Raw genomic sequence first — 26,746 nt, forward strand, 5'->3', positions numbered from 1 at the left:
GCAAACGTTCCCAAGGGGGCTGTTGAGCAATGCGATATGCGAGTTTGATCCGGCACGGGCTAAGACATCTGGCTGTCATGACCTGCCTCATACAAACGGCCGATGCGGCCCCCCTGCCCGACGGTGACCCTGTCTCGCTGGCGATCATTCATCAGGATGTGAAGGATGTCCTTCAGGATTTCAGCCTGAGGATCGGCATACCCATCGGCGTATCGCCCGATGTCTCAGGCATTGTCCGTGATCTGAAAGGTTCGTTCGCGCCACGGGACTTTCTGGATAGGCTGAGCACACGGCACAAGCTTACCTGGTACTATGACGGCGATATCATCCATGTCACGCCCGTGTCTGCCAATCGCACCCTGCTGATCGAATTGGGACTTGGCGATTTCGACGCCCTGGCACGTACTCTGAATGATCTTGAGATTGCCGATGACCGCTATGTCGTGCGCCGGACACCGGATGCCCGCGTCGCGCGGCTGTCAGGGCCACCGGCCTTCGTAAATCTGGTCGAAAAGACCGTGGGTGTCCTTCCCTCTTCAACACCCAAGCCGCCCGCTGCGGTTCAAAACCCTCCCACAGTTCCAAGCCGGCCACGCTTCTGCATCGGCTGCTAGGCTGCGGGCGTCAGGCTTTGGTCAGATGCCTGTGTTCAACTCAGAACGGAGCGGTGACGCATGACCGTTCGGCACATTACGTCTCATGATCAGAGCCAGGAGGAACCAATGGCCACCATAGACAGTCTTCAGGGCAATTCACCGGTTCAGACGGATGCGATTGCATCTGTCGCCGAAGACACCAAAGCGAAATTCACCCTACCGTCCAATAGCGGCGAAGCGATCAACTTGATGATTGGCGACGGAGGAAAGCCCATCTCCAAGCCCGGGGGAGATGACCCGCTTAGCGTCGATAGCCTGGTCGACTCCCCGCAGGATGTCTCGAAATACCCCAACACGGCCGAAGGCGCGCAACAGCGCGTCAACGACGCGGTCAGCGGGCTGCAATCGTCCTTCGGAGAGTTGCAAGACGCACTGAAAACGTTGGAAAGCTTCAATAGCAAAACGGCAGGACCGGAAGGCACCGAGAAAGGCGATGGTACACCCGAAACCCAGGGCAAGGACGCCGCTGAGAAGGCAGAAAAGGCCAACGAGGCAGAGGAAACCGAGAATGACGAGCAGACTGTTCTGCTGAAACTTCTGCTTTTGCTGCTAAGGATGCTGGGCGACAAAAACATTCCTCAGGAAATGAAGGATGAGATCAAGGCATTACTTCCGCAGTTGGCCAAAAACCCACAGCTTCAGGAGCTGATGGGAGGCGCGATGGGCACCGAGGCCGGCAAGCCGTAAAGAGGCCCGCAGGCCCGATCTGATCTGGATCGGGCCTGCGCTTTTATTTTAGGGCTAAACATTTATTCAAGGTATATCATCTGAGATTTCATGCTTATTCCTTAAATTGGCGAACTTTCGCCATATGTCGGTTATTTGCAAGACCGTAGAGCTTCCATTCTGCAAGGCTTGGGTAAGCTTTGGTGAATAGTAACGACAGGGAAGGGATTTACGGATAAAGCCCAGGGTAAAACCCCGTCTTTCGCTTCCGGAATAGAAAAGCCACTCCTTCTCTAAAACTCTGGAATTGGATCAGTTCTAAAATGAAAATTCTGCTTTTAGAAGACGATCTGCAATGTGCTGACTTGGTTCGGTCTTTTCTGATCCGAAGCGGCTTCGTGGTTGACCACGCGGATCGAATTGCCGATGCGGATGAGTTCGTCGGGGCCGCCACCTACGACGCTATGATCCTTGATCGTAATCTTCCCGATGGCGACAGTCAGTCTTGGCTCAGCCAACAGCGCAAAAGGCACAACCGTACCCCAGCGATCTTTATGTCCGTCTGGTCCGACAGCGATACGAAGATTGACGGTCTCGATGCTGGCGGGGATGATTATGTTCCCAAAAACATACCGTTAGAGGAGCTCGCCGCACGCACACGGGCCATCATGCGGCGCGCACAGCGCGACAGCTATCCGACGTTCCAGCTTGGAAATCTCGAATTCGATCCGGCGAACCGAACAGTGATTGTGGATGATCGCAACATACATCTGACACGGCGCGAGATCGACCTTCTGGAGGTGCTGATCAGACGTGAAGGACGGACGGTGACACGCGAGACGCTGGAGCAAAGTCTTTATTGTTTTGACAAGGACTTCACCCCGAACTCGATTGAGGTGTGTGTCTGTCGGCTTCGAAAGTCGCTTAAACACTTCAAGGCCAGCGTTCAAATCTCCACGGTTCGTGGCTTAGGTTATATTCTGCAGGAGTTGGAGTAAATAGTAGAAAATAACAAATCACGCCAACGGGGGCTAATATGATTACGCACATGTCAGAATACGGGTATATGCAGGCCTCCTTTACTCTCCTTTCCTTTCTACTCCTATTCATCATATTATTGGTTAGTCAGCTCTCCCTTGATTCACGATACGTTATCTTGTGTGAATTTCAGCCACTTGTTCGATTTATTCGCAACATAAGTGCGATGCAGATTGAAAAGTCTCACTCTGCCGACGGCGGCCAGTCCAGACCGCCGTATCTCGAAAAAATCCGACCCGCCCGCCCGTTGAAGCCACAGCGCCCGTCGACCCAAGGCGATGTTTACAATCGATTTCGTGCAGCCGTCGCAAGGATGCGCCGTTTCTTTCGCAACCATGACATCGGCGCGGATACTGCCCATCAACTCAAAACCCCTCTTGCAATCATGAAGATGCGCCTGTCCGAGGCGTCGGATTTCGAGGAGCGGGAAGATCTGGCGAAGGACCTTGCTCATCTGGAAAATGTTGTGGAAACGATGCTGATGTCCGCACGGCTTGATCGGGTGAAAAAGCGTGATTTCAGGGAAATGGACCTGACCTCAGTGTGCCGCGACGTTGCCGCAAAAGCCGCACCGCACATCATCGCACAGGGGCACGATTTCGAGTTCCTGGAAGAGGTACGCGAACCCGACAAATATCGGGGAGATCGCCATCTGATCGGCCAGGCCGTACACGCTTGCCTTGAAAACGCGGCGAAATACAGCCCGCCGCCCGGTCAGGTTTCTCTCGCCGTCACAAAGCACGGCGTTGAGATCCGGGACCGCGGCCCAGGCGTTCCAAAGACCGAGCGCGCGCGCATCTTTCGAGCCTATGAACGCGGAGCAACATCCGTGTCGCGGGAAGGCTCGGGGTTGGGTCTGTCAATCGCGTCGCGCATTGTCGCATTGCATGGCGGGGAGATCGCCGTTTCGGACCGCCAAGGCGGTGGTGCAGTTTTCCAGCTACGCCTGCGGTGACGATCGGACCCGTCGGTCAACGAAAGATCATGTAGCGACGTGCGTCATCCCGCCGAAAGAGACGAAACGCCGAAACAGGCGACGTGCTGCTGATTGAGCGGCCTGAACTAGCGAAGCATCGCATAAAGTATACGCTTGCATCCCGGATCCGAAGATATCTCGGCGGTATGCTCTAAAAGATGCATACCACTCTCCTTTTTACGAATGATTCCCCAAGAGCCTCACCGAAGCTCAAAACATCAAACAGGATCGCGTTATGATGTCTTCTCTACCTCCCCTGCCCGGGGAAGCGGACCCAAAACCGCTGAGATATGCCGTGCGCAAACAGCGTCTGTGCGGTCTGGTGTTTCTGCAGGAAGGAAACCAGATCTATTCCGAAGCGATATCGAAAGACAGAGATACTCGTTGGCCTATCGACCTGTCGACGGGCCTCTCCTGCACCTTGACTGTAAGGGAGTGCAATTCTCCCCGATCGAAGGCGAAATTTCCGATCAACGCACCCGTCGGCGCGGAAAACGCGTCTTTCGCCCGCCTTTTCCTTTTGGATACCGATGCTGTGGGTCCCCTGCTCAGGCGCGACTATGGCGTGCAGCCCAGCCCCCATTCGATCCGGTCGCATGTCGCGCCCGTATCGGCAAGCCTGTCGCTGCTGCTGGACGACATTCTGCGGGCTGTGCGGGGCAACGGACGCCGCGCGCTGGTGGCCGAATACTTCATCAGCGAATGCGCGCATCTGATCGCGACCGAAGGGCTTGGACTAGCCTCGCAGCGGATGGGCACACGCAACCTGTTGTTGCCGCAGATACACGCCCTGGATCGCTACATGCAGCGGCACAGCGGCGATGTCAGCCTCGAGGATATGGCGGCGATCTGCGAGCTGGGCCCTCGTCAGTTCCTGCGCGCCTTCCGCAACACATTCGGAACCACGCCGATGCAGTTCGAACAGAAGGTGCGCCTGATCCGTGCGCGCAAGCTGTTGCAGGAGCCGCGGCGTGCCTTGGCACATATCGCGGTCGATACCGGATTTCACGATCAGGCGCATTTCACCAATGCCTTTCGCCGCGCCTTTGGCCAAACGCCGGGGCAATACCGACAGGCTGCCCGGAAGCAATATGAAAAGAATGCGCGGCAGATCTGACAGAGAGGTGCGAGCTTCATTGCGACGAGATACCGATGCCCGTGCTGATATCTGCATCTCGCATCGCGCGCATGAGCTTGAGAAGTTCGACACGCACCATTCCCCGCACCGATGTTCCCTCGGTCTGCTGTTCCAGCAATAAGTGCAGGCGCTCGAAATCGATCTGCGAAAGCGCAGTTTCAGGTCCCTTGGGCAGGCTTTGCAGATAGTCGGAGATCGCCGCCTTGCCGCCTCTTGGCAGCGCACCCCCCTCAAGAGCGATGGCAAGGGCATCAGGGACCATCGTTGCGTAGGACGATTTGTTTATCAAAACCAGCGTCTGATCGCGGGTTTGACCGTCCGGCGCACCAACCTTGATCGATTCGAGCCTGCCAATCGGCGACGGTGTGACATGGCCACGCCGGGTGGGTTCCGAACGTCCACCATTCGCTAGGTCGGCATCCGATTTCAATCGCCCGGTATCGTTGATCTTCAGAATGCGCTTCGGATTGAAAGCAGGGGTAACGGCGTCGCCGGCGGGGGTGAGCAGTTCCACGCGGACAGGTCCCTCCTCCATCCGTGCGGAGGGCGTTTCAAGGGGCCGCGGCAAGGCGCCGGTCACGACCTGAGCCTTTGGAAAGACCCGCTTTATCAGAAAGGCGGTGGCGGCGATCTCGGGGTGTTGTGCCAGAAATGCCTGCTGCCCACCGGGCCCGCCACTCACAAGCCGCAGGACGTCATCCACAACAGCACCAATCGAGAATGTCTTGATCGACCGGATCGTGTGCTGCCCTTCAAGCTTGAGAGGCGCGGTCAGAACGTCCACCGGATTGATCGGCGTCCCGTTTTCTCCCTCCGGGGTTGTCCGCGTGCCACCAGCCGCTTCGTTCACGCGCCGGTCCAGACGGTTCTCGAACGGGATATCGACTTTCCAACCTTCGCTGAGCGGTTTGCCCGGGGCCGAGAAGATGCGCAGGTTCGCCTCGACATTTCCAATGCGTCCGTTGACGGCATCGACGAATTCCTTTGGCAGGATCGCGCCCTTGGGGATGCGCATGTCGGCGCCGTCGCTGCGCTTCCATTCCTGCTGGTTTCTCATGATGAATGGCACCTCGGTGATCTGGGCCGCTTTGTCGATGTCCCAGTCCGCGCCAAGGCGATAGTATTGCTCGGATCGCGAGGAACCGAAAAAGCCGGATTGCCCGGTCGGCAGGTCCACCGGTTCGACGTTCAGCCTGTAGTTCGTAACACCGTCTCGGATCACCGGCAGAAAGAGATCGGGCCGCGCATGTAGCGTCTGGGAGGTGATCTGCAGATAAGACCGTTTAAGCTGTGTGTTCGTCGCTGTCAGCGGCAGATCCGCCTGCGGGACAAGGTCATCGGCACGCGCCAGAGCCTGGCCGACATTGTCGGTAGCCAATGTGGGGCTTTGCAGACCCTGGAGATTGTGCATCGACAGCCCCATGGCCTCGCCGATCAATTGGCGCAGACGGGTCATATCACCGTTGGAGATGGCTTGGCCGATGGCGGCCCTGTTCTTGAAAAGCGACTTTATCGTGCGGGTGTTGAAGAACGGCGCGGATCGGTGAAGCTCGCCGTATTCAAGCCCCGAAGGTCCCTGACCCGCGGCGCGATCCAGATCCGCGACGCTTAGGCCCAATGACGGCGACAAGACCCGGATGTCGTTGTCGCGCACCCTCTTTTCAGCGCCTGCAAGCACATGTGTCGCGTCTTCCAGTTCAGCCTTGCGGGCCTCGACATTTGCCACCAGATCAGCCCGAGGGCGGTCCCGGATCGGGGATGGATCCTGATCCCATTTGCGCAATTCGCGTTCTGCCTCGCGCAGCGACGCGCGTTGATCCGAAACCAGGCGCTTTGCCTGTTTGACGAGGTCCCGGTTGGCGCGATGCGCATCTTCAAGGGCACGGGCCCGCGCGGCCATCTGGGACCTGACGCCGCGCATCGCTCCGCGATAGATCGGTCGGTACTGATCTGAAAAGTCGGGACTGTCCGTAGCATCCGGAAATGATGGGACGGTTTCGCTTTGAACGGGCGGCGGGTCGTTCCGTGCGACCCGTCCGGAAGGCGTTACCGTGAACCCGTTCGAGGCACCGGTCGGATCCGGAACATTCACCCCCTCCTGCGTGATCGGAGTGACGGCAACAAAGGGAGCGGACGGGCCCGTCGGCGTGTTCTTCCGCGCCGCATCAAGCGACGGAGAAATCAGGCCAGCGGGCGTCAAGCCGAATTGCGGCGGCTGGGTGCGTGGTCTGTTCTCTTCGGGATCAGGCTCTGGCGCTGCGGTGCCAGGCCGGCGGATCCCGCCTCCGTTCGAGCCGCCATCGCCTCCGGCTTCGCTTGGCGGCGCCTGCGTATCCGGTGGTTGCGGCTGCGACGGCCTGGCCCCCTCCGTCCGATCCTCCGATTGCTCGGTCGTGGCCTTGATGCGCTGATCAATGCCCTTTTTTGAAAGACCGGACCCGGCCAGAACAGCAAGCGCATCTTCGGAAACATCGAAAGACGCCGACGCATTCAGGTTCTTCAGCGCCCCCGCAAAGCCCTGCCCCACGGCGCCGACATCGATCCCCCGGTAAAGCAACGCCCCGTCTGTAACCAGCCCGCCGGGATCCTGATAAGAGAACGGAATCGCGATGCTGACAAGACGGTTCTGACCGCCATTGTCGATCATCGCTTGCTGCTGCCCAGCGGTGACATCCCCGTAAACCAAAGGCTGAAAGCCTGAGAAGGGATAGGCGGCCTTGCCGATCTTCACCGCAAGCTCTTCACCGGTCATGCCCGTCGCCGGGCGGGTTTGTGGCACATCCGACGCAGGCCGCAGCCGGGGCGGCGACACCTGATCGCCTGTGACCTTCGGGACAACCGCCGCTGTTCTGGGAGACAGACGCGCCAGCGCCGCGCCGGCATCTGGATCGCCTGAAAACTGCGTCAGGCGATCGACCAATGCTTTGAAGACATCCGGGGTGCGCTGACGCATCCCTTCGATGAACTCAGGCGTCATCGACCTGACCGTCTCGACAACTTGCGCTTTCGGCGCCGTCTCGATGCCCGCCTTCACGTCGCGCACGAAATCGGGGGCCAGCCCCCGGTTTAACGTCGGGCCGCCCGGTGCACCGACGGGACGCCCGTCAGGGGACGACTTTCCCTTCGCCTTCTTTCCCGACGGCACGAACATCGACAGAAATTCACCCGCTTTGAACATGAAGCTATCCGGGTCGGCACCCACATTCTTCGCGGCATCCCTGCGAATGCCATCAAAGAAATTGTCCACGCTGGAGTCTTCACCGAACTGCGCCCGGCGCTCGACGTTCAGGGTGTTGCTTAAACCGTTCGTCGGCGCGTCGAGACCGGTGATCCCGGAAAAGGTCGCTTCGGCCATAGCACCCAGAGAGCCGCCAAAGGCCACGCTGCTGTCGATCAGCTTTTCCGGCAAGCCCAGGATCGTCTGGCCCGTGCCCACCAGCAGATCCAGACTGCCGCCGACCAAAGCATCCCAAGGGTTTCCGACATTCACGTCGCCTTTCGGATCGACCACGTTGCCCCTGCCATTCATGCGGCGCACGGTCTCCTTAAGTTTTCGCGTCATGTCGGACGAGTAGCCGAAATCACTGTCCTTCGCGGGCGCGTCCTGCGTCGCCACAAGCATGTCGTCAACCTTGCGCTGATCCGGGTGCAAGGTTTGCAATCGGACCTCGTATTTGCCGGTATCCGCGATCCTTTTTTCGTAAAGGAGCACTTCACGCCCCTTGAATATCGCGCTTCTGAAAACCTGAAGAACACGCGGTGCAGCTTCTTTTTCCGACGATGTCGTTTCGGGTGCGCCAGACTGAAACGTAGGCGCGCCTGGACCGATGGCCGAGGTAACCTGTCCCATGAAAGCTCCTGTTGAGGATAAAGATGTCAAAGGTGTATCTGCCGACAGGATGCCCGGCGGAGCTTGCGGGCCGCTTGCCAGCGCTTGAAGCTTTCGTGACATTTATGCTGGGATCGCGGTGCGTCGGAGTTTTGTAACGAAGACAAAGGGGCTGCCGGTAGGTCCGGGCCTTTGTCTGTCCCGGGCCACGTTGCGGCCAATCTCGCAACCATGATAGCCGCAATGGTCCTGACGGACACGACGAACAGCCTTGCCGACTTTGATGTTATCCTGACATCGCCCCAGCGGCGCAGCGCAGTTGAGTCGACGCGCATCAGTAGCGCGCAATCCACGATGACGACGCGGTGGTCCGACAGAACGGCAAGTGGCGCGTTGCTAATGTTTGTTTCGACCCTTCTGGGATTACTCGGAGCGTCGCTCGGCATCGCGCGCAGTCTTTCACTGATTGAAAGGAGGGGGCGGCGACGACCAATCGGGGTGAGTGATCTTCGCCGCCGCCGGAGATTGAGTATCATTATGGTGCAAGAACACTATTGCTCTGCTTGGAACGGCCCATTCCTGCCATTCACCAAAGGGTCAAGATGCTGCGGTCACATCCTTCTTTGCGGCCATTCGCGGCAAGCGCGAACTCCCGCCTTCACCCAATTCACAAATCGCGGGACACAGCCTCCTTTTTGTTTGGCAGGTTGAATGTTCGCTTATCGAGCTTTGGCAAGTGTTGCTGCAACGAACGCCACAAACGCAATCCCTGCTCCAACATACCCAAGAGCCGCGAAGCCGATTGAACCAACGACCAAACCACCGACCCCCGCGCCGATCCCTTGTCCAAGATAGATGACGGATGTGTTGAGCGCGAGCGTGAGCGCGCTCTGCCGTGGATCGGCCTGCACCAATGCCTTTTCGATAGCCGGAGACGGTGCGATGAGCGTTGCGGATGTCAGGAAAATCACCAGAGCGACCAAAGCGATATTGATCCAGGTGCCTGAATTATCGGTCAGGAAGACAAAGCTCCATGTTGCGAGAACAAGCGCAAAGGCCAGATACATGACGCGCATGTTTGGCAGGAATGCACGGCGATCCGCGAATACACTGCCGACGATGAGGCCGCCGACCGACCCAAAACCGATGGCGGATTGCATTGCACCGATGCCCGCACCTTCCAGACCAGTCGTTGCCGTGATGATCGGACCAAGATAAGCGATAATCGGATATGCAGCGATGAAAGATATACCGATCAGGAAAAGCCCAAGCAGGACAATCGGCTGTTTCAAGACCGACCAGTCAGACTTCGGCGGTATGTCATCTGCGGCACTGGATGGCACGACGAAGACGATGGCCGGGATCACAGAAAAAGCGACGATAGCGGCGAATACGAAGGTTGCGCGCCATCCGAATGCACTGCCTACCACCGTGCCAAGCGGGACGCCGACAATGAATGCGATTGTGAGGCCGGACAAGATGATGCCAAGCGCTTTACCCTAACGATCTACTGAAACCAGGCTCGCACCAATTGCGCCTGCCATTGGCATGACCCCCGCAGAGACGATGGCGACCACCACGCGCGCTACAAGGAAGCCTTCAAAGACGGGTAAGAATGCCGTGGCGAGGTTCACGACAGAAACCCCCGCCAGCGATGCGATCAGCACCTTTTTCCGCTCAAATCGCGACAGCGCGCTGACGATCAAAGGTGACGCGATGGCGCTGGTAATGGCAAAGGCCGCGATGAGCTGACCCGCTGTTGAGACAGACACTTCGAGGTCAGTCGCGAGGTCTGCCAGAAGGCCCGAGAAAACGTAGCTCTGCGTTCCGACGACAAAAGCGGCAAGTGCGAGGATGTAGATCGCGAGGGGCATGGGCCAGATCCAATGAGGAGGGTTACTTCTGGCCATACATCTAATGCTGCACTAAAGTAGAAAAGGCAATCACAAGCGCAGGCAGTGCGCATTGGTGCAGCATAGCGATATGGACAATTGGAACGAAATTCGAACGGCAGCGCAGGTCGCACGGTATGGAACAATAAGTGCGGCCTCGGCAGCTTTGGGTGTCCACCGTGCGACTGTGACACGGCATATTGATGCCCTTGAAGGCATTTTGGGTGCCAAGCTTTTCCAACGGCACGCGCGCGGCTTTACGCCGACTGAGTTAGGTCAGGAACTTTTAAGGATCGCGGATGCAACCGATGCACAGTTTGGCGAACTGCACCGCCTGGCGCGGGGCGCATCAGACGCGATCAGCGGCACGGTCGTCGTCACGGCGCTGGATGTCCTGGTCCCGTTCATCCTACCGATGATCGGTGAGGTCCAAGCCACGCATCCCAGCTTGACCATCGACTTGGTCAGCAGTGATCGGGTGCTGAAGCTGGAATACGGGGAGGCTGCGCTGGCGTTTCGGATTGGGCACAAGCCGGATCATCCGGACAATGTGGTTGTACGGGTGGGCACAGTTGAAATGGGTCTCTATGCAGCCTCGAGTTACGTTAAACGATACGGTCTGCCCCAAAGCGATAGCTTCTCGGATCATGCCTTTGTCGGACCGAATGAGGCCGCACCGCGCCCGCCCTATTTCGACTGGCTTACTGAGACGATCCCGGAGGCCACAATCAAGCTACGCACCAATTCGGTTGCGTCGTCTTTCGAGGCGGTGAAAGCCGGACTTGGCATTGGGTTTCTCCCTAAGGTGACCGCTGACAAGATGGGCTGCGTCGCCCTGAGAGATCCAGAGCCATCCTGGCACGAGGCGATCTGGGGTGTCACGCACATGGACCTTCACAGAATGTCAAAAGTGCAGGCGATCCTAGGTGTGCTGCGCAAACACCGATGACTTGATGACGCACCAATGCGCATAGAATGCGCATTTCGCAATCTACTTAGCATAAGGGCAACACTCCATCTCTCGGGCAACGTTAATCAGCCCGGAGTGCTTAGCCAATGTCGTCTTCTCGGAAAATCTATGACCGCCCCATTGTTGTGTCTGGCTCGACTGGCAAGCAGGGTGGCGCGGTTGCCAAACATCTTCTGGCCAACGGCCATTCGGTGCGTGCATTGACGCGCAGCCCTGACAAGCCCGCCGCCAAAGCACTGGCGGATGCAGGAGCGGAGGTCGTGCAGGCCGATCTTGAGGATCGTGCCTCGCTGGATGCGGCGCTAAAGGGCGCGGTTGGTCTCTACTCGGTGCAGGATTTTCTGGAAGCCTGTGTCGAGGCCGAGGAGCGGCAGGGTATTACCCTTACCCAAGCAGCCGCTGCGTCAGATATTGAGCACATCGTCTATACTGGCGCGTCTACGATGGACCGCAACACAGGTGTTCCGCATCTCGACAGTAAATGGAACATTGAAATGGCGATCCGCAACTCCGGTAAGCCCTGGACCGTCTTCCGCCCCACCGCCTTCATGGACAATTGGCAGTGGGAGCGTGAGAGCATCGCTGAGAATGGGGCAATCCACTATCCGATGCGGCCTGATATGCCGTACGCCCAGATCGCGTGTGATGATATCGGCCGCATGGTGGCACTGGCGTTCGAGCGCCCGGATATGTGGGCGAACAAGGCATCTCCGATCACCGGAGACATTTCCACCATGAAGGAGGTTGCCGCGACCCTTGAGCGGGTGATGGGCCGCGACGTGGCGTACAACCGTGTCAGCTATGAGGAGGCCGAGAAGGCCATGGGCGAAGAGCTTATGCTGATGTTCAAATCTTTCGATTACATCGGGATGGACGGCAGCCCCTACAATCTCCGCCAGTGGCTTGGGGAGATTACCGACTTTGAAACCTATCTGCGCAATGCCGGATGGAGCCAAGGCTGATTCAGTAAAGAGGGCGCGGCGGCTTGGGAGCCGCCCGCCCTGGCGAGAGAGGATTTTCAAGATGATCGGCACTTTTCACAACGTACTGGAATTCTGGTTTGCCGAAGGCATGGCCCGTAATTGGTTCGGTGGCCACGATGCCTTTGATGCCGAAGTGAAAGAACGCTTTGGATCTACGCTGCAAGCAGCGGCAGCGGGCCAGCTTGAAGACTGGAAAGAGACGGTCGATGGACGATTGGCCCTTATCATCGTCCTCGACCAGTTTAGCCGCAATATCCACCGCGACGATGCAGCGGCTTATGACAACGACCCCGCCGCGTTGGCGCTGGCGCAACATGCGTTTCGGATGGGTGATGACCTCTGGCTCAAGACGTATCGCCCGGATGACTGGCGGACGTTTCTCTACCTGCCCTTCATGCACAGCGAGGATCTGGAAGATCAGCGCCGCTGCCTTGAGCTATACCAGATGCACGGCCCCGAACATGGCGTTGTCCATGCCCGCCACCACCTCGATATCGTGGCCCGCTTTGGCCGGTTCCCGCATCGCAACGCGATCCTAGGCCGCGACAGCACACCCGAAGAGCTCGCCTTCCTGGCCGTGAAGGAAATCGCAGGATGACCCGCACTTATCAGACGGGCGAGGACGTGACCCGCGCCTTCTTCGATGCCTGGAACGTGCAAGACCTCGATTGGCTGGCCGATCTGTTCGTTGAGGACGCCGATTTCGTGAATGTCGTGGGCTTCTGGTGGACCACGCGCCGCCAAATCCGAAAGGCGCATGACTACGGCTTTCGCAAGATATTCCAAGACGCGCGCGTCGAGATCGTCACGCTGAAATCCCGGCCGATAGGCGAAGACGTAGAGGTTGTTCACACTGTCTCGACTCTCGACGGCCAGAATGACGAACACGGTGTCACCGCAGGCCAGCGTGTTGCCGTCATCACCATCGTTGCGCACCGGCAGAGCGAGGGCGGCTTCCGCATCGTCAGCTGCCACAACACCGACCGCGTGGACGGTGCGGACACCCATCTCAACAGTGATGCTGGCTTCCGCCCCGCGTCCTATCAGACAGACTAAGGAGACACCGATGGGCGTTCTCAGTGAAGGCAGGTGGTATCCTGAAGGCTACGACACAGAGGTTGTCGATGGCGCGTTTCAAATGACCACATCTAAGTTTCGCAACTGGATCACGGCGGACGGTTCGACTGGTCCAACCGGAGAAAGCGGCTTCATGGCAGAAAGCGGTCGCTACCACCTTTATGTCTCCTATGCCTGCCCTTGGGCGCACCGCACACTGCTCTTCCGTGTCCTCAAGGGCTTGGAAAATCACATCGACGTTTCCGTCGTTTCGCCGTTTCTGGATGATGAAAGCTGGACCTTCGAGCAGGACGCCAAAGATACCACCGGCGACAAGCTGATGGGTCACAAATAGCTGCGCGACATCTACGTTGCATCTGAGCCGAAAGCGTCTGGTCGTGTCACTGTGCCAGTCCTTTGGGACACCAAAAGCGAGAAGACCGTTTCGAACGAGAGCGCCGAGATTATCCGGATGTTCAACACCGCATTCGACGGGATCACAGGGAACACCGCGGATTATTGCCCCATCGAATTGTTCGATGAGATCGGCCAGATGAACGCGCGGGTTTTTGAGGCGATCAACAGCGGCGTGTATGCGGCCGCGTTCGCCACAGCCCAAGCGGCCTATGAAGACGCCGTTGGAAAGCTCTTCGAGATGCTCGATCAACTCGGGAAGGTAGTTGGGCGCCAGAGATACCTGACCGGCGACAGGCTCACCGACGCTGACTGGCGGATCGTCACATCGCTGGTGCGCTTCGATCACGTCTACCCCGGGCACTTCAAGTGCAACCGTCGCAGGTTGATCGACTATCCAAACCCAATCGAATGGTTACACGAGCTTTATCAGATGCCGGGGATTGCCGCGACTGTTCGCTTCGGTCGCATCATTCCACACTATTATGCGAGCCACGATTGGATCAATCCGAGCCGGGTGGTAGCTGTTAGGCCGGACGTAACTTTTGATCGCCCAACCAATCGAGAGAACCTGCACGCCAACCCAGCGACGCAAGAACCCTAATTGGCCGCGTTGCGCTAGTCGTGTGGGTTTCGGCTCGCTGAGATCGTTAGGTTTGGCGCAGCATCCCTAGTTGAGTACGTGTTTCAATCCGACCCAGGACGGCCCAGAGTAACCGATGCTGCGAAGTGCGCGAGTATCCGCTGTTTTGCTCCTGGCCACATTCCAGCGCGGCGAACAAACTCAGCAAACTTCGAAGCCAGATGACGAGGCGGCGAAGCGCGCGACTGCGGTTGCGGTGGCTTCTTTGATATCGTGCGGAAGTGCTTGCGCCTGAAGCAGTTTGGACAGATGTTCAGATATCGCGATTGCCTCCAGCGAACTCACTTGAGTGCACAAATGATGCTCAAGTGTTTGCGCTCGCTCATCACTAATGATTCGGGCTCGGACGATTTCAGATGCAACCGGCCTCCACCTCGCATTCGTAAGCTGAAGGTCGTTGGATTTGTCCGAGTTGTCGATCAGGATGAAGGTCATTGCAGAGCTTTGCGGGCAACTTCTCAGTAGGCTGACACAGGCGAAAGCCTCTACTCGTTTTCACATGCAGACATTGATTGATCAATTGCCTACGACCGCAAGGGGCCGCAAACCGGACGTTGAAGCTCGTCGGGACAATTGCGAAGCGTCTTGCAGTAAGAAAGGTCAGCTAAGTCATGTAAACAGATGGCGCACCCAAAGACTGACAGAAGCGACGTCGATGAGCCCCAGATCGCTTTCAGCGGCTTTATCGTCGCGTGTGGTAACGCGGCGGGCGTTCTTGAGCTTGTTGAAGCAGCGTTCGACCATGTTTCTTAGGCGATAAATATCCTGATCCACACCGACGCGCATCTTGCAGGACGTGCGCTTTGGGATCTGAAGCAAGATGCTCCTTTCATTGAGACGTGCGGGTGCAGCGTTGCGTCCGGTGATCGCCAGAAGCAGTCACTTCGTCATCGATTGGGCAGTGGCGTGAAGTCGCATGTGACCCCAGCTATCACTGTACCCAAATTGATCAGAATCTGCGGATTTTCTTTGTTTTCAGCGGTTTTTGCACCCTTCGTGACAATATATCCACAGCGCTTTGCGTCAATTCTTGACGCAGCTCTGGCGCTTCCGGATAGCATCGGCTCGCGCCAACCCGCGTGCCGTGCGTTTTAGATCCAGGCGGCTACCTTTCGCCCCGCGCCAGGTCACGTCCCGCGCTGAGGACATAGGCAAGCCTTAAAGCGGCGCGAACGTCTTTGTCCGCCCGCCACGCTTCATCAGCGGCAAGCACCTGCCCAAGCCCAAGCGATTGCGCGTCCGAGACAAGCGATTGCGGGAGCCCGGCTCGCCCCGAAAGGTTCGTGGCAACCGCTTCCAAGGCGCGTTCGAAGTAAAGCGCGAGAGGATCCAGCGGGGCGATCTCGCTTTCTGCCCTTGGTATGGCCCGTTCAAGAAAACGGTCCATCATCGCCCCGACCCCCTTTGGCTTGGGGAGCTGGTCGAGCCCGAGGCAAAGGGGACCTGCATCATCCATCCAGACCGACAGAAGGCGCCCCAGGCCGCCGCCGGGCGGAAAGGCGACAAGACCGGCCTTGATGCGGCGCACCAGCGCGGCGAGCTTCGCACGAAGGCCCGGATCATCCGGAAGCTTCAGCGTCACGCAAGAGCCGTTCGCATCCATCCAATCCCAAACCGCCACCTGCGCGTAGCCGTCAAAGCCGATCCCGGCGAGGCTGTCGGGCTTGAGGATGATCAAGGCGTCCCCCGCCCTTTGCCGCAGGCCTTCGCCGAGTTGATGGCGCACAGCCTGGTGCAACTCTTGCCAATCTGTCTGCACGCCCAGCAAATCGCCAAGGCCGATTGCAGCGCCGAATATTGCCGTCTGGTTCAGGCCGAGACCGTTATCCCCTGCAATGGCCGCATCGGGCAAGGTGATGGTACGCCCTGCCATTGCCGAGGGTTTTGCAAGGCTCCAGAGCGTGGTTGTCCATTGATGCATGGGATTGAAGGTCAGATCTGTCCCTGCAGCGCGGGCCTGGACTGCGCGGTAGATGGTGCCATCCTCCAGATCCGAAAACATCATCGTCAGCCCCCTTGCGCCGGCTGGCGTTTGCCAGATTTCCGCACCGACAAAGGCCAGAGACTTGGGGCCGGAGGGGGCGAACGTGCGGGCCAGCACGCCGACCAGTGCGGGATCGTCGGGGGCGAGGCGCAGGGCTTCGGCAAGCGCATAGCTCCGTGCGATACCGCCCAAAAGGTCCGTCGGGGTCACACTGGCGGTGCGCAATGCTTCGGGGTCCATATTCTTGGACAATCCGCGCAATTCGGCGGCGATGCGGGGGATAGCCTCGGCCCTTGTGTCGACCGCGATGTTGAAGAGATGGGCCTGCGCCTGCGCGAATGTGCCCGCCGCGAGTGATATTGCGGCCATTTCCAAAGCTGCCGTGATCCGGTCAAGTGTGCCAGCATCTGCATACGGCGCGCTGGTTTGGGCCACGATTTCCGGCAAGGCTGCTCCGTTCGCCCGTGCCACGGCAAGGGCGGCCGCCGCGATGGAACGTCTTTTGTGTGCCGCCACGGGTCCCTTATAAATCGCGTCGCGCAGGCCGCCTCCGTTCGGAAACGTCACCTTTGCGGCGCTCTCGGCAAAACTGGCGATGACTGTGCCTTTCGTGTCGGGCACCTGGGCCTCCTCGGCCAGGCCGCAAGCCGCAGGCCAGTCTTTGCCTGCGAACTTTTCGATCTCTTGCAACGTGAAATCCAGGGGTACCGGCCCCGCGTCGGTGGTTACCTCCGCCTGGTCCCGAAGAAATATGACCGCCGCGACGATGTGACGACAGATCCCCGTGGCCGGACAGGTACAGCGCGCCGTGTCGAGGGATTTGGCGTTCAGCGTCAAGACCTCTCCGGCCACGTTGAATGTGGCGCTGTCCTTTTCCTGCGCGCTCAGTGTGACTTTGCCGGCATCGACGTCTTTCTTTGCGCGGATTAGCACACCCTTCGATGTAAGCGCCGCCAGAGCATCATCGTCGGAAGAGGCCAGAAGGGCAGCGAGGCTCATCGCATTACCCCGGCCAGCCAGTCCGCAAAGGCATCGGGCGTCATCGCCCCGACATTCATGCCCAGTTGCGCCAGCTTGCCCGCCATATCCCGGTCGAAATCCGCAACGCCCCGGTCGTCCAGTGCGGCAATCCCCAGCATTTTGACCCGCGCCTCGTTCAACCGGGCCACGGCGGCCAGAAGCGCCCTGGGGGCCGCACCCTCATAAAAGTCCGACACCAGTGCAAAGACTGTCCGATTGGGCTGCTCAACCAAATCTTCGCAATAGCTGACCGCCTTGCCGATGTTCGTTCCGCCGCCCAACTGCACCGACAAGAGCAGGGACAGGGGATCGTCCAGTTCGCCGGTGACATCGACCACCGACGTGTCGAAGAGCACCATCTTGACCTGCACCCCCGGCAGCCCGCCGAGAACCGCCGCCATCAGCGCTGAAAAGATCAGGCTTTCCGTCATCGACCCCGATTGATCGACGCATAGGATCACGGTCCAGTCGAGATGGCGCTTTTGCCGGGACATAAAGCGAAGCTGGTCGGCGATCAGCAGTTTACGCTCGTCATCCCAGGTTTTCAGGTTCGCGCGGATCGTGCCGCGGGCGTCGAAGTTTGCGGCTGACTTCATGGGCGAGCGCATATGGCGGTTGCGCCGCCCGGACATGGAGCGGGCGAGCTTTGCCTTCAGCTTCTCCATGATCTCGTCAATCACCTTCTGGGCGATGCGGCGCACTTCGGCCTGAACCTGCGGGTCGGCGCGGTCGCGAAAGGTCAAAAGCGCACGCAACATGCCGGGCGTGCTGGGCATCTCCTCCCAGACTTTTGGATCTTTCAAAAGGTCTGTCAGTTGGTAGCGCTCGATCGCGTCGGTTTGCAGTGTTTCAAAGACTTTCTGCGGGAAAAGCCCTTTCGTATCGCTCAACCAATCGAGGGCTTTCATCTGGGTGGGATCCAATCCGGCGGATCGGGGCCCACCGGCAGGCCTGACACCGCGCTGCTGGTACTCACGCCCGTAAAGGTAGTCCAAGGCCCGATCACGGCGGGTGTCCATCCCGCCCAGACATGCGCCGAATTGCCGGTCCGCATAACGGCCCAGCAGTAGGCGCCAGCGGTCAACCGGTCGGCGCATCGGAAGCTCCATTTGCCTTCAGGATTGCGGCGATGGCCCGGTCGATCCGCAGGGCGCGTGCCAGATCTGCCTCGGTAAAGCGCGACGGTCCCTGACGCAGGGATCCGCCATCAAGGCCCAGCAGATCCACCAATTCTTCGGCAAGCCGGTCGGTTTCATGAGGGTTCAGCTGGGTCAGCGACCGGCGCAGCGCGGGCAGGACGGCCAGAAACGCATCATCGTCCAGCGCGGCCAGCGCATCCTCGGCCCCCTGCAGCACCGTCCGGCTTTGCCACAGCAACATGGGCGCGGTCATCAGAAGGCCGTTCAGTGCTGCGGCTGCCTCGGCAGGGTCCAGACCGACACCCCCCAACGTGCCGCGTAAAAGCGTGGCCAGCGCCGTATCCTCCCGCAGCCCGGCCTGTACCAAAAGTCCCATCAGCGCCCCGGCCAAGAGCGGTGGGCAGGCCTCATCCTCCAAAAGCTCTTCAACGGCGCGGTCGAACCGGTCCCGATCAAACCGGTCCGCCTGCGGCCCGCGCAGAACGCCGGCCACGATATGCAGGGCCTTGATGCGCGACGGCAGGCTTTCTTCGGGGGTCTGCGTCAGATCCGCCATCAGATAGATCAGCCGATCAAACGCGCTTTTCGCGACGGCCAGCAGATCGGGCGCGCCCGGATCGTGCAGCGGATCGCCGGGCATCGCGACGGCCTGCAGACGCAGCACAATCTGGGCCAGCCCCTCAAAATCACCCGATAGCTCGACGGCGTCTGCCAGATCCCCGGTCAATGTCGGCAGAAAGGGACCAAGCCCGGCGCGCAGGCCCGTCAACACAAGGGTCAGCACAGCGTCGAGATTCGTCCCCTGGCCCTCGTCAAAAAGCCGGGCACGGTCCCGCATTAGCGCGTTCAAGGCGGCCCGGGGAACGGTCGCACCAAGGGGCGCTGCCTTGATCAACGCCCCTTCGACAAAGGGAGACCAGCCGACGGACCATTCGGCAAACAGAAGATCAACGCGGCTGCCCAACAGGAAGTCAGGGCCGGCCTCCAAGCTGGCCAGACCGGTCTCGAGCAAGGCCATCTGGTAGAAGTATTGCTGTGCCTCGCGATGGCTGGCCTTGCGCCTGATATCAAGCTTACGCCTTTTGCGGGCGCTGTCGGTCAGATCCACGCGATGGGTTTTGGCGCGGGTGCGGGCATCGGCCACCAGGGGCGGCTGGCCTGCAGATTTGGGCACCTCGCCCAGGCGGGTGCCCCTCAGGAATGCGTGCATACGTTCGGTATAGGGCTCTCCCGGTCCGGCCTCTGTCTTGATCAGCGCTGTGCGCATGCCGTCGAACAGATCCGGCAGCATCACCGCGTCCCGGCCTTTCATCTGTGCCAGACCTTGGGCAATGGCCACCATTTCCGTGAGTTGAGGCAAGGGAACCCTTCGGTCATCCCCTGCCATTTGCCCGGCAAACCCGACGGCAGTCTCAACGGCAAGAGCGGACCAATCCGGCACGCCATTGGCCGTCAACGTCGCTTCCCATGCCTGATTGTACCATCCCGGATAGCGCAGCCCGGCCCCATAGCCCGACAACGCATCCAGCGCATCCTCGCCATAGGCGACCAGATAGCTTTCAACACTGGGTGGTGCTTTGGGCGTCTCAGAGAGCTCGGCTTGCAACAAGGCCGGCGTGTGAAACCCGCCGGTCAGAACGATGGCGCGCTTGCCCTGCAGCTCTGCAATGTGGCGGCGCATTTCGGCCTCCCGCGCCAAGGTCGCATCCACCTCCATCAGCGCGGGATCGGTCGTTTCCCGCATCGCGAGGCAGTAGGCGTAGACGTCGCAAAAGAAGCCGCGCCAGTCAGACTGTCCCAGCCGCGTCTCGAACAGATGATCCCACAGCTCCGCACCGTCCCGCAGACCCAGCGCCTTACAGGTCTCGGCAATGAAATCCGCAGCGGTGAAGGCAAACTCTGACTGGAGACTTTCGGGCACATGCTCCATCCGCGCTCCGCATGGCATGTCGATAAAACGGACCTCCACCCCTTGGGCCATGCCGTCCCGGATGGCCACGAATTCTGGCGCATGGGCAGACAGCGGGTAGTAGGTCACGGGGCGCGGCCCCTCGTCGTCGACAGGCCCCATCGCGGCAATGGCGATGGGCGGGACTGTGCCCGGTTCTGCAAGCATCGGGATGTGGTGGCTCAGATCCGATGGCCCTTCGATCAGGATCACCTCTGGTTGCCACTCTGCAATCATCGCGCGCAACATCCAGGCGCAGGCGGGCGAATGGTGGCGGATAGGCGCGAAGGCCAAACGCTCTCCGAAGAGCGCCGCCTCTGCCGCCACGCGGGTGGTCAGATCTTCGGTCACTTGGCCTTCAGCGATCTGCTGGCAGCCTCGTAAAAATCCTTCCATTCCGGCGACTTGCGTGCACGGTCCCGGGCCACAAGGTCGACATAGCTGGCCAGCTTGCGTGCATCCTCCGGATCGTCCTTGAACACAACGCCCTGGAGTTGCCTTGCGATATGACGCCCCCCGACAGCCCCCGCGTCGAGATAGGTGGCGTCCAATGTCGCCGCATGGGCGATATTCACGCTCTCCGCCGTGGACATCACGGCCTTGGGGGCCGCGACAGCCGTTCCATCCTCCAGCTTGCCATGACGCAAATCGCGGAAGACGGTCACCAGCATGGTCAGAACATCGTCCGACGGCGCAGCCGCTTGAGGATGTTCGGCCATGCGTTCGGCCACTTGCTGTGCGACCAGCGCCTTTTCAAACGCAGGATCGGCAATTGGCAGGACAGTTTCAAAATTGAACCGCCGTTTCAGGGCCGACGACATATCGTGCACACCCCTGTCCCGCAGGTTGGCCGTCGCAATCACGTTAAAGCCCGGCTTGGCACGCACTTCGTAGTCTGTGCCCAGTTCGGGCACCGTCATCGTCTTTTCGGACATCAGAGAGATCAGGACATCTTGCACTTCCGGCGCGCAGCGTGTGATTTCCTCGATCCGCACCAGATGCCCGTCCTGCATCGCCGTCAGCACCGGAGAGGGCACCATCGCATCAACGCTCGGTCCGTTGGCAAGCAGCATGGCATAGTTCCAGCCATAGCGCAGGTGATCCTCGATAATCCCCGCAGAGCCTTGAATGACCGCCGTCGAACGACCCGAGATCGCGGCTGCCAAAAGCTCGGACAACAAAGACTTCGCCGTGCCCGGCTCGCCCACCAGCATCAGACCCTGGCGGCCCATCAGCGACACGATGCAGCGATCAACCAACGCGTCGTCGCCCACGAATTTCGCTGCTATGCCAAGGTCTTCGTCCCCCACGATGAACCGACGCACGGCGCGTGGGGTGAGCGCCCAGCCAGCAGGGCGAGGACCGTCATCCTCCGCCGCGAGCCTTTTCAGTTGGTCGGCATAGACCGTTTCCGCCGATTGACGCAAAACGGTGTCGGGCGCGTCCATCAATACAAACCCTTCTTCTCCCAATCCGAGTCGAAGGCGCCGACACTGGCAATCTCGTGCAGGTCATTCCAGGCCTCGGACAGCACCATCGCCGGGACATCCCCCAGCTCCATTGCCGTTGTACGCCGATTTCCCATTTTGAAGAACTGCAAGTCGATGATGGCAACCGGAATGTTTTCTTCCGGCACATAGCTCCCCGTGAATTGCAACTCCGCCCGCACACCTGCATTTCGGAATTCCTTGACGTAAAGGTAAAAGCCTGCGCCGTCCTCGACCGGGCCACGTTCAAAGCCCGCCTTGCTTGTGGCACTGCGCAGCTTGAACGCTTCTGTCAGCCACCCCTTGCGGTCCTCGATGGCCGTCAGCTTCGCTTCCTTCTCATCCAGCACGCGCATCGGGCGGGAGATTTGCGGGAAGAGCGGCGTAACCTCGAAATCCTCCAGATGAGACAGCCAGGCCTGGCGCGTTTCCTCATCCACCGTCGCGGTGTGGGCGATATCGACATAGGCCACAGCGGACAGATCCGCATCGTCGCCATCGGCTGTCAGTCGGTCCCCCTCGGGCGTCGGACGAAACAGGACTGCCACGCTGCCATCTTCCTTCAGCCCCCTCCAGATCACCCGTTCGATCAACCGCACCATGATGGGATGGCCGGCAAGATCGGCTTCCCAATCGGCGATAGGCCATTTGCGGGTGCCGATCATCGCGTCGTAGAGCCGGGCAGCCTGCTGACCGACCACCGTCTTGACCGTTTTCTTGGCGCCGCTCAGAAGCTTCTTGGCTTCCTTGGTGTTGTCATCCTTCCCCGCCGGCAGGGCCTTGACCTCTTTGCCGTCCGGGTTGAACAGCTTGACGGTCAGGTCACTGGCGAGGCGGGCGGAATATGACTTGGCCTCTTCGCCCACCTCGAGCAGCATCACGCCGTCCTCTTCGATCCCGCCGGTCGGGATTGAGCGATCGGCCAGTTCATCCTCGCTCCAACCGCGCTCCTCGGCGACCTGCGCCACGCAGGCCTCGGCCAGTTCACGCACCGTCCTTTGTTTGAAGCGGGTTGCGGTGGCCACCAGCACCTGAAGCGCTTCCGGCTTGCCCATCGCGGTCAAAACCTCAACCAGGCACTTGGCCTGAGACACCCTTTTGCCATGCGCCTTGAGATAGCTTGCAATGGCAACCGTCGCTTTGTCAGGCGTCGCCCGGTGCGTCAGCGCCAGGATCCCCTTCGCATCCGTGCCGCTGTTGGGATACTTGCTCAACATCCCCGGCAGGAACATCGCGACAATCTCATCGACGGTGTATTTCTGGTACCAGCCGTGCCGTGAAGCTTTCCTTTGCTTGGCGTCCTTGTAGGCTTGCTCACGCAAGACATCCGTGGCCGGTTTCCACGAGTCGTAGGAGATCCAGCTTGTCAAAAGCCAGTCGCAAAATGCCGTGACCGAGGCCGGGTCGAGCTGATCGAAATAGAGCCCGAAAAGCGGCGAGCCACCGGGCGATTTCAGCTTCAGCGCCAGACGAAGCCATGCATCGGGAACAACCGGATCGACCGGCTTGCCATCGGCCCATTTCAGCGCGGGCGCGGTTGCCATTTCCAACCAATCCAGCTTGGCATTTGGCAGCTTCTTTGCCAGCGCCTCAGCCTCTTTCATAAGCGCTGCCTTGCCCAGATAGGGTGTTGTGTCACCGCCCAGACGGGAGACAGCCGAGATCAGGTCGGCCTTCGCGCTCTCTGATTTCTCGGTTTTGAGACGTTTGATCAGAGCCGGTACCGCGTCCTTGTGTCCGCGATCCGCAAGAAAGCGTGCGGCGCGGGCGCGGACGGCCTGACGTTTGTCGGTCAAGGCAGCGATCAGCCGCGCGTCAATCCCATCGACGTTCAGCAACAATTGCTGCGCGCGTTCGCTGATGCGGAGGCGGTCGTCTAGCGCGGTGTAAAGCACCGTGTCGATGGCCGATTTCGGCAGCTTGGGCAAATGCCCCAGCAATTCCAGGGCGCGCACATTTCTATGCGCCTCAAGCGTACGCGGCGGCAAAGCGTCGATGACCATGTCCAGATGAGCGGCTGTGATCGGCCAGCTCTGCGGCAGGCTTGCCACGCCGGATCCACTATAGCGTTCGTTCAACTCAAGAGCGAGAACGCCTGCCTGGTCAGATGCGAAGTATTCGGTGCTGCCGTAAATGTCACCCGCGGAAAGCCTTTTCTGCCGGGCAACGTCCAGCACCTGGCGGATGTCGATTGTCCCGTCCAGAATTCGGTTATTCAGTTCTGCGCTATACGGGTTGTAAAAATGTGCCATTGCCGACCGCACATCGCGCGAGCTTCCAAGGGTCAAGGCGACCAATCTCAAGTCCGGTAGACGGGAGGCGGCCTTTCGTACCCAGGGGTCAAAGTGATAAGGATGACGATCTGCAAGCCTGTGGCTCGCTCCGCGTCTGGACCTGTCGACCACTGCGGGTTCGATCTTCGCTGGGGTGTTCAGCGTCTCCAGGAAACGCTTTGCATAGCTTTCCTTGTGAGGCCTCGTGGGTTTCGGCCGCTTTCGAAGCCATTTATCCCCCGCATTGTAAAGCTCCAGATGCTTTTCGTACCGCGCCACTTCGCGTTCATGCTCTTTTTCATCGAGCACGATCAGCTCCTCCAGATCGCTCTGTCCAAAAGGCGCCTCATCGGTCTCGGCAAGCGGTTCATAGGAGGGGATGTCTACGAGCGTGTCATCTGCCGCCAGGTATTGGCCTTCGAGCGCGTCGGATGCTGGCTCGGCGCTTGCCCCGACGAAGTGATTGATAGCCGTCAGCACGTCCTGGCTCTTCTCGACCTCAGCACGGGCGCGCATTGCGTCCAAGGCCGGCTTTGATCCGATGTAGCCCAAGATCTGCACCGCGCTGGCGCGCGTGCCGGCGGCCCGGGCGTCCAGCATCGGGATCGCCCGCACGACAACCTCATCGTTCGATTGAAACTCCAAGAGCCGATGGGTGGCAGCTCTGACCTGTGCCGACCCTGCCGTTGCGCTTTCCATCAGAAAATCCAGAAATGCAGGGTCCCCCGCGACCGGATAAGCCGCCAGCTGCTTCATCACCTTGGCCCGGTCTGTCGCCTTGCGACGGGTGAGGGAGACAACGAAATGCTCCGCTGCAATATCGCGGATATGCTCGGATACTGGTTTCCCATCGACACTAAATTCAGCTCGGGAGTATCCACATGGCACAACATTGGTAATGATGTCTGCCGGTGTCCCGCCCAAAATCTCGATTGCTCTCAACAGATCCTCAAAGGTGGTCAGCGGCTCAACCGGCGGGATCGGTCTGTTGTCGGCTGTGTGAGGCATCGTCCTCATAAACTGCAGCAGGTTCGCGACGAGATCCGGCATATCATCGGTCAGTTCTGTGTTATAATTCGAGCGATAGGGTTTTACCCCGAAAGCGGCCGAGACAGCCTCGACATATCGGCTGAGCGCTTCGGGGTGGCCGCCGAACGATTTGACGAACGAAAAAACGATGTACTGCTCGCTCCGCTCCCGCACCCAGTCAATTTGTTGTTTGGGCGCCGGTCGCGCGGCAGAAAGCGCCGCCAGGACGGGTCGGTCATCGCCGTCCCGTACATATTTCATCGTTCTCTTCGACAGGCCCTTTTGCCACCGATCAAAGATGCCCAATGCCTGCTCAAATGGCTCCTTCCCGTCATTTGCCCCACCAAAAATCCTCGAGAAAACACCGCCGGCCATGCCAAATCCTGTAAACGATTCGCTTTTCAAAGTAAGTCTGTCAAAGCGTTTGCGAGGTCTCACTGAGTAACAACCGTAATCCCGCGGATAGGAGGAAAACGGCTCACGGGATCGCAATCGTCAAAAAATGAAAAACGAGCATGAGGGTGGTCTGATCACCACATTGCCCCTTCTGTTCTTGCCTTCCGAACGTGCCGTATCGCTGTCGCGAGAGAGGGGATTTGCGAGACACCGGGCAAATGATGCCTTTCAATTCAAAGCTGACCGCTGGCTAAGGGGCGAACTGACTAGACCCGCCCTTCGATGTGGGCGTCGCGAAATGGCGTCAGGTCCAGGTTTGCATCATGGGTCCAGATCCCGCCCATGATCTCCAGGTTCTTGGCCTCGATCTCACCGATCTCTGCGCGGGCCAAAGACAGATTGGCCAGCAACACCGCGTCGGTGAGGATCAGTTTGCCCACACGCGCATCGTCCAGCCAAAGGACGCCTTCCATGCGCAGGCCGGTCAGGTCGAGCGTCGGGCATTCGATCTCCTCCAGACGCAAATCGAACCGACACGTGGCGCCCGCGAGACGAAGCGAGGCGTCGAACCGCGCCTTTTGGAACCAGGCGAGGCCCAACAGCTCCGCCTGGCTCGCATCGACGGTCTTGGCAAACCGAGCCTCGCTCAGATCGAAGCCGCGCAGTCTGCGACCAGAGAGATCGAGCGCTGCATCGACCCGAAGACCGTGACCGTCAAAGTGCTCTCCGTGGCGCCAAGGCTTCAGCAATTCCGCGCGGAGCGCGTCGGGTGTCATGCTGCCGCGGCCCGCGCGAGTGCGGCCTGCGCCCAGGCAATGGCCGCATCTTCGGGGAGTTCCGGCCCGTTCGCATCATGCAGCATTATCGGAGCAATCTCGACAGCCCCGCAGGACAACAGCAGCGCGCGGAGGGACTTGGCACCACCGGCAAAGGTTTCATAGCTTCGGTCGCCAAGCCCGAATATGGCGAAAGGCACGCCACCCAGCTTTTGATCTTGCGCAAGTGCCGCGGCGAATTCCTTTGCCGATGCAGGAAGTTCGCCTTCGCCGTAAGTCGAGCAAACGAAGAGATGGAGTGCCCCCGGATCCAAGTCGCTGGGCGTGATGTCTGACAGATTGACGATATAAGAGGCATCGATCGCGTCACCGGTATCTTCGGCCACCATCTCCGCATTGCCCGTTTCAGTGCCGTAAAGTACCAAAATCATGC

18 protein-coding genes and 3 pseudogenes are annotated in these 26,746 nt (G+C 59.5%); 10 read left to right on the plus strand and 11 right to left on the minus strand.

The features are described 5' to 3' along the window. The first annotated feature begins 77 nt into the window (after nucleotides 1-77). The 5 genes from CFI11_RS19570 to CFI11_RS19590 all read left to right on the plus strand — a co-directional run bounded on the left by CFI11_RS19570 (nucleotide 78) and on the right by CFI11_RS19590 (nucleotide 4,453). On the plus strand, nucleotides 78-614 hold the full coding sequence (locus tag CFI11_RS19570; RefSeq protein WP_130408979.1) for a hypothetical protein: 537 nt from the start codon (nucleotides 78-80) through the stop codon (nucleotides 612-614). A 108-nt stretch (nucleotides 615-722) separates the two neighbouring features. Next, nucleotides 723-1,343: a hypothetical protein gene (locus CFI11_RS19575; RefSeq protein WP_130408981.1), complete on the plus strand. Its 621-nt coding sequence runs from the start codon at nucleotides 723-725 to the stop codon at nucleotides 1,341-1,343. A gap of 302 nt (nucleotides 1,344-1,645) precedes the next feature. Continuing rightward, nucleotides 1,646-2,320, plus strand: coding sequence for a response regulator transcription factor (locus CFI11_RS19580; RefSeq protein ID WP_130408983.1), 675 nt, complete (start codon nucleotides 1,646-1,648; stop codon nucleotides 2,318-2,320). A 38-nt stretch (nucleotides 2,321-2,358) separates the two neighbouring features. Further along, a complete protein-coding gene (locus CFI11_RS19585; protein ID WP_130408985.1) occupies nucleotides 2,359-3,315 on the plus strand; it encodes a HAMP domain-containing sensor histidine kinase in 957 nt (318 codons plus the stop codon). Between the two features lie 259 nt (nucleotides 3,316-3,574). Further along, nucleotides 3,575-4,453: a helix-turn-helix domain-containing protein gene (locus CFI11_RS19590; RefSeq protein ID WP_165390325.1), complete on the plus strand. Its 879-nt coding sequence runs from the start codon at nucleotides 3,575-3,577 to the stop codon at nucleotides 4,451-4,453. A gap of 16 nt (nucleotides 4,454-4,469) precedes the next feature. Here the strand turns inward: CFI11_RS19590 and CFI11_RS19595 are convergent, their stop codons facing one another. Together CFI11_RS19595 and CFI11_RS19600 are read right to left on the minus strand one after the other, a co-directional pair. Continuing rightward, a complete protein-coding gene (locus tag CFI11_RS19595) occupies nucleotides 4,470-8,324 on the minus strand; it encodes a hypothetical protein (RefSeq protein ID WP_130408988.1) in 3,855 nt (1,284 codons plus the stop codon). Nucleotides 8,325-9,022: 698 nt separating this feature from the next. After that, nucleotides 9,023-10,213, minus strand: a pseudogene (locus CFI11_RS19600) (MFS transporter). Between the two features lie 73 nt (nucleotides 10,214-10,286). Between CFI11_RS19600 and CFI11_RS19610 the strand changes: the two are divergent. From CFI11_RS19610 to CFI11_RS19630, 5 genes and pseudogenes are all read left to right on the plus strand, one after another. Further along, nucleotides 10,287-11,144, plus strand: a complete 858-nt coding sequence (locus CFI11_RS19610; RefSeq protein ID WP_130408994.1) for a LysR family transcriptional regulator — start codon at nucleotides 10,287-10,289, stop codon at nucleotides 11,142-11,144. 146 nt (nucleotides 11,145-11,290) lie between these two features. Further along, on the plus strand, nucleotides 11,291-12,127 hold the full coding sequence (locus CFI11_RS19615) for an NmrA/HSCARG family protein (RefSeq protein ID WP_165390328.1): 837 nt from the start codon (nucleotides 11,291-11,293) through the stop codon (nucleotides 12,125-12,127). Between the two features lie 61 nt (nucleotides 12,128-12,188). Beyond that, on the plus strand, nucleotides 12,189-12,746 hold the full coding sequence (locus tag CFI11_RS19620) for a DUF924 family protein (protein WP_130408998.1): 558 nt from the start codon (nucleotides 12,189-12,191) through the stop codon (nucleotides 12,744-12,746). Beyond that, complete coding sequence (locus CFI11_RS19625) at nucleotides 12,743-13,204, plus strand: SgcJ/EcaC family oxidoreductase (protein ID WP_130409000.1); 462 nt, start codon at nucleotides 12,743-12,745, stop codon at nucleotides 13,202-13,204. Before CFI11_RS19620 ends, CFI11_RS19625 begins: the two co-directional genes overlap by 4 nt. 10 nt (nucleotides 13,205-13,214) lie before the next feature. Continuing rightward, nucleotides 13,215-14,222, plus strand: a pseudogene (locus CFI11_RS19630) (glutathione S-transferase family protein). 180 nt (nucleotides 14,223-14,402) lie between these two features. On the opposite strand, the gene CFI11_RS19635 reads toward CFI11_RS19630, so the two are convergent. The 9 genes and pseudogenes from CFI11_RS19635 to CFI11_RS19675 all read right to left on the minus strand — a co-directional run bounded on the left by CFI11_RS19635 (nucleotide 14,403) and on the right by CFI11_RS19675 (nucleotide 26,744). Beyond that, complete coding sequence (locus CFI11_RS19635) at nucleotides 14,403-14,696, minus strand: hypothetical protein (RefSeq protein WP_130409002.1); 294 nt, start codon at nucleotides 14,694-14,696, stop codon at nucleotides 14,403-14,405. Nucleotides 14,697-14,870: 174 nt separating this feature from the next. Further along, nucleotides 14,871-15,080, minus strand: a pseudogene (locus CFI11_RS19640) (IS5/IS1182 family transposase); the annotation flags it as partial. Nucleotides 15,081-15,366: 286 nt separating this feature from the next. After that, entirely contained in the window at nucleotides 15,367-17,244 is a 1,878-nt protein-coding gene (locus CFI11_RS19645) for an SWIM zinc finger family protein (protein ID WP_130409006.1), read from the minus strand. Then, on the minus strand, nucleotides 17,241-18,362 hold the full coding sequence (locus CFI11_RS19650) for a VWA domain-containing protein (RefSeq protein WP_130409008.1): 1,122 nt from the start codon (nucleotides 18,360-18,362) through the stop codon (nucleotides 17,241-17,243). Before CFI11_RS19650 ends, CFI11_RS19645 begins: the two co-directional genes overlap by 4 nt. Next, a complete protein-coding gene (locus CFI11_RS19655) occupies nucleotides 18,346-20,703 on the minus strand; it encodes a DUF5682 family protein (protein ID WP_130409010.1) in 2,358 nt (785 codons plus the stop codon). Before CFI11_RS19655 ends, CFI11_RS19650 begins: the two co-directional genes overlap by 17 nt. Beyond that, complete coding sequence (locus tag CFI11_RS19660; RefSeq protein ID WP_130409012.1) at nucleotides 20,700-21,800, minus strand: AAA family ATPase; 1,101 nt, start codon at nucleotides 21,798-21,800, stop codon at nucleotides 20,700-20,702. Before CFI11_RS19660 ends, CFI11_RS19655 begins: the two co-directional genes overlap by 4 nt. Continuing rightward, nucleotides 21,800-25,402, minus strand: a complete 3,603-nt coding sequence (locus CFI11_RS19665) for a DUF4132 domain-containing protein (protein WP_165390330.1) — start codon at nucleotides 25,400-25,402, stop codon at nucleotides 21,800-21,802. Before CFI11_RS19665 ends, CFI11_RS19660 begins: the two co-directional genes overlap by 1 nt. Before the next feature lie 401 nt (nucleotides 25,403-25,803). Beyond that, nucleotides 25,804-26,313 carry a pentapeptide repeat-containing protein gene (locus CFI11_RS19670; protein ID WP_130409016.1) on the minus strand — a complete coding sequence of 170 codons (510 nt, stop codon included), beginning with the start codon at nucleotides 26,311-26,313 and terminating at the stop codon, nucleotides 25,804-25,806. Further along, nucleotides 26,310-26,744 carry a flavodoxin domain-containing protein gene (locus tag CFI11_RS19675; protein ID WP_130409018.1) on the minus strand — a complete coding sequence of 145 codons (435 nt, stop codon included), beginning with the start codon at nucleotides 26,742-26,744 and terminating at the stop codon, nucleotides 26,310-26,312. The genes CFI11_RS19670 and CFI11_RS19675 overlap by 4 nt, the downstream gene beginning before the upstream one ends. Nucleotides 26,745-26,746: the final 2 nt, after the last annotated feature.

The organism is Thalassococcus sp. S3 (assembly GCF_004216475.1).
Taxonomy (GTDB): Bacteria; Pseudomonadota; Alphaproteobacteria; order Rhodobacterales; family Rhodobacteraceae.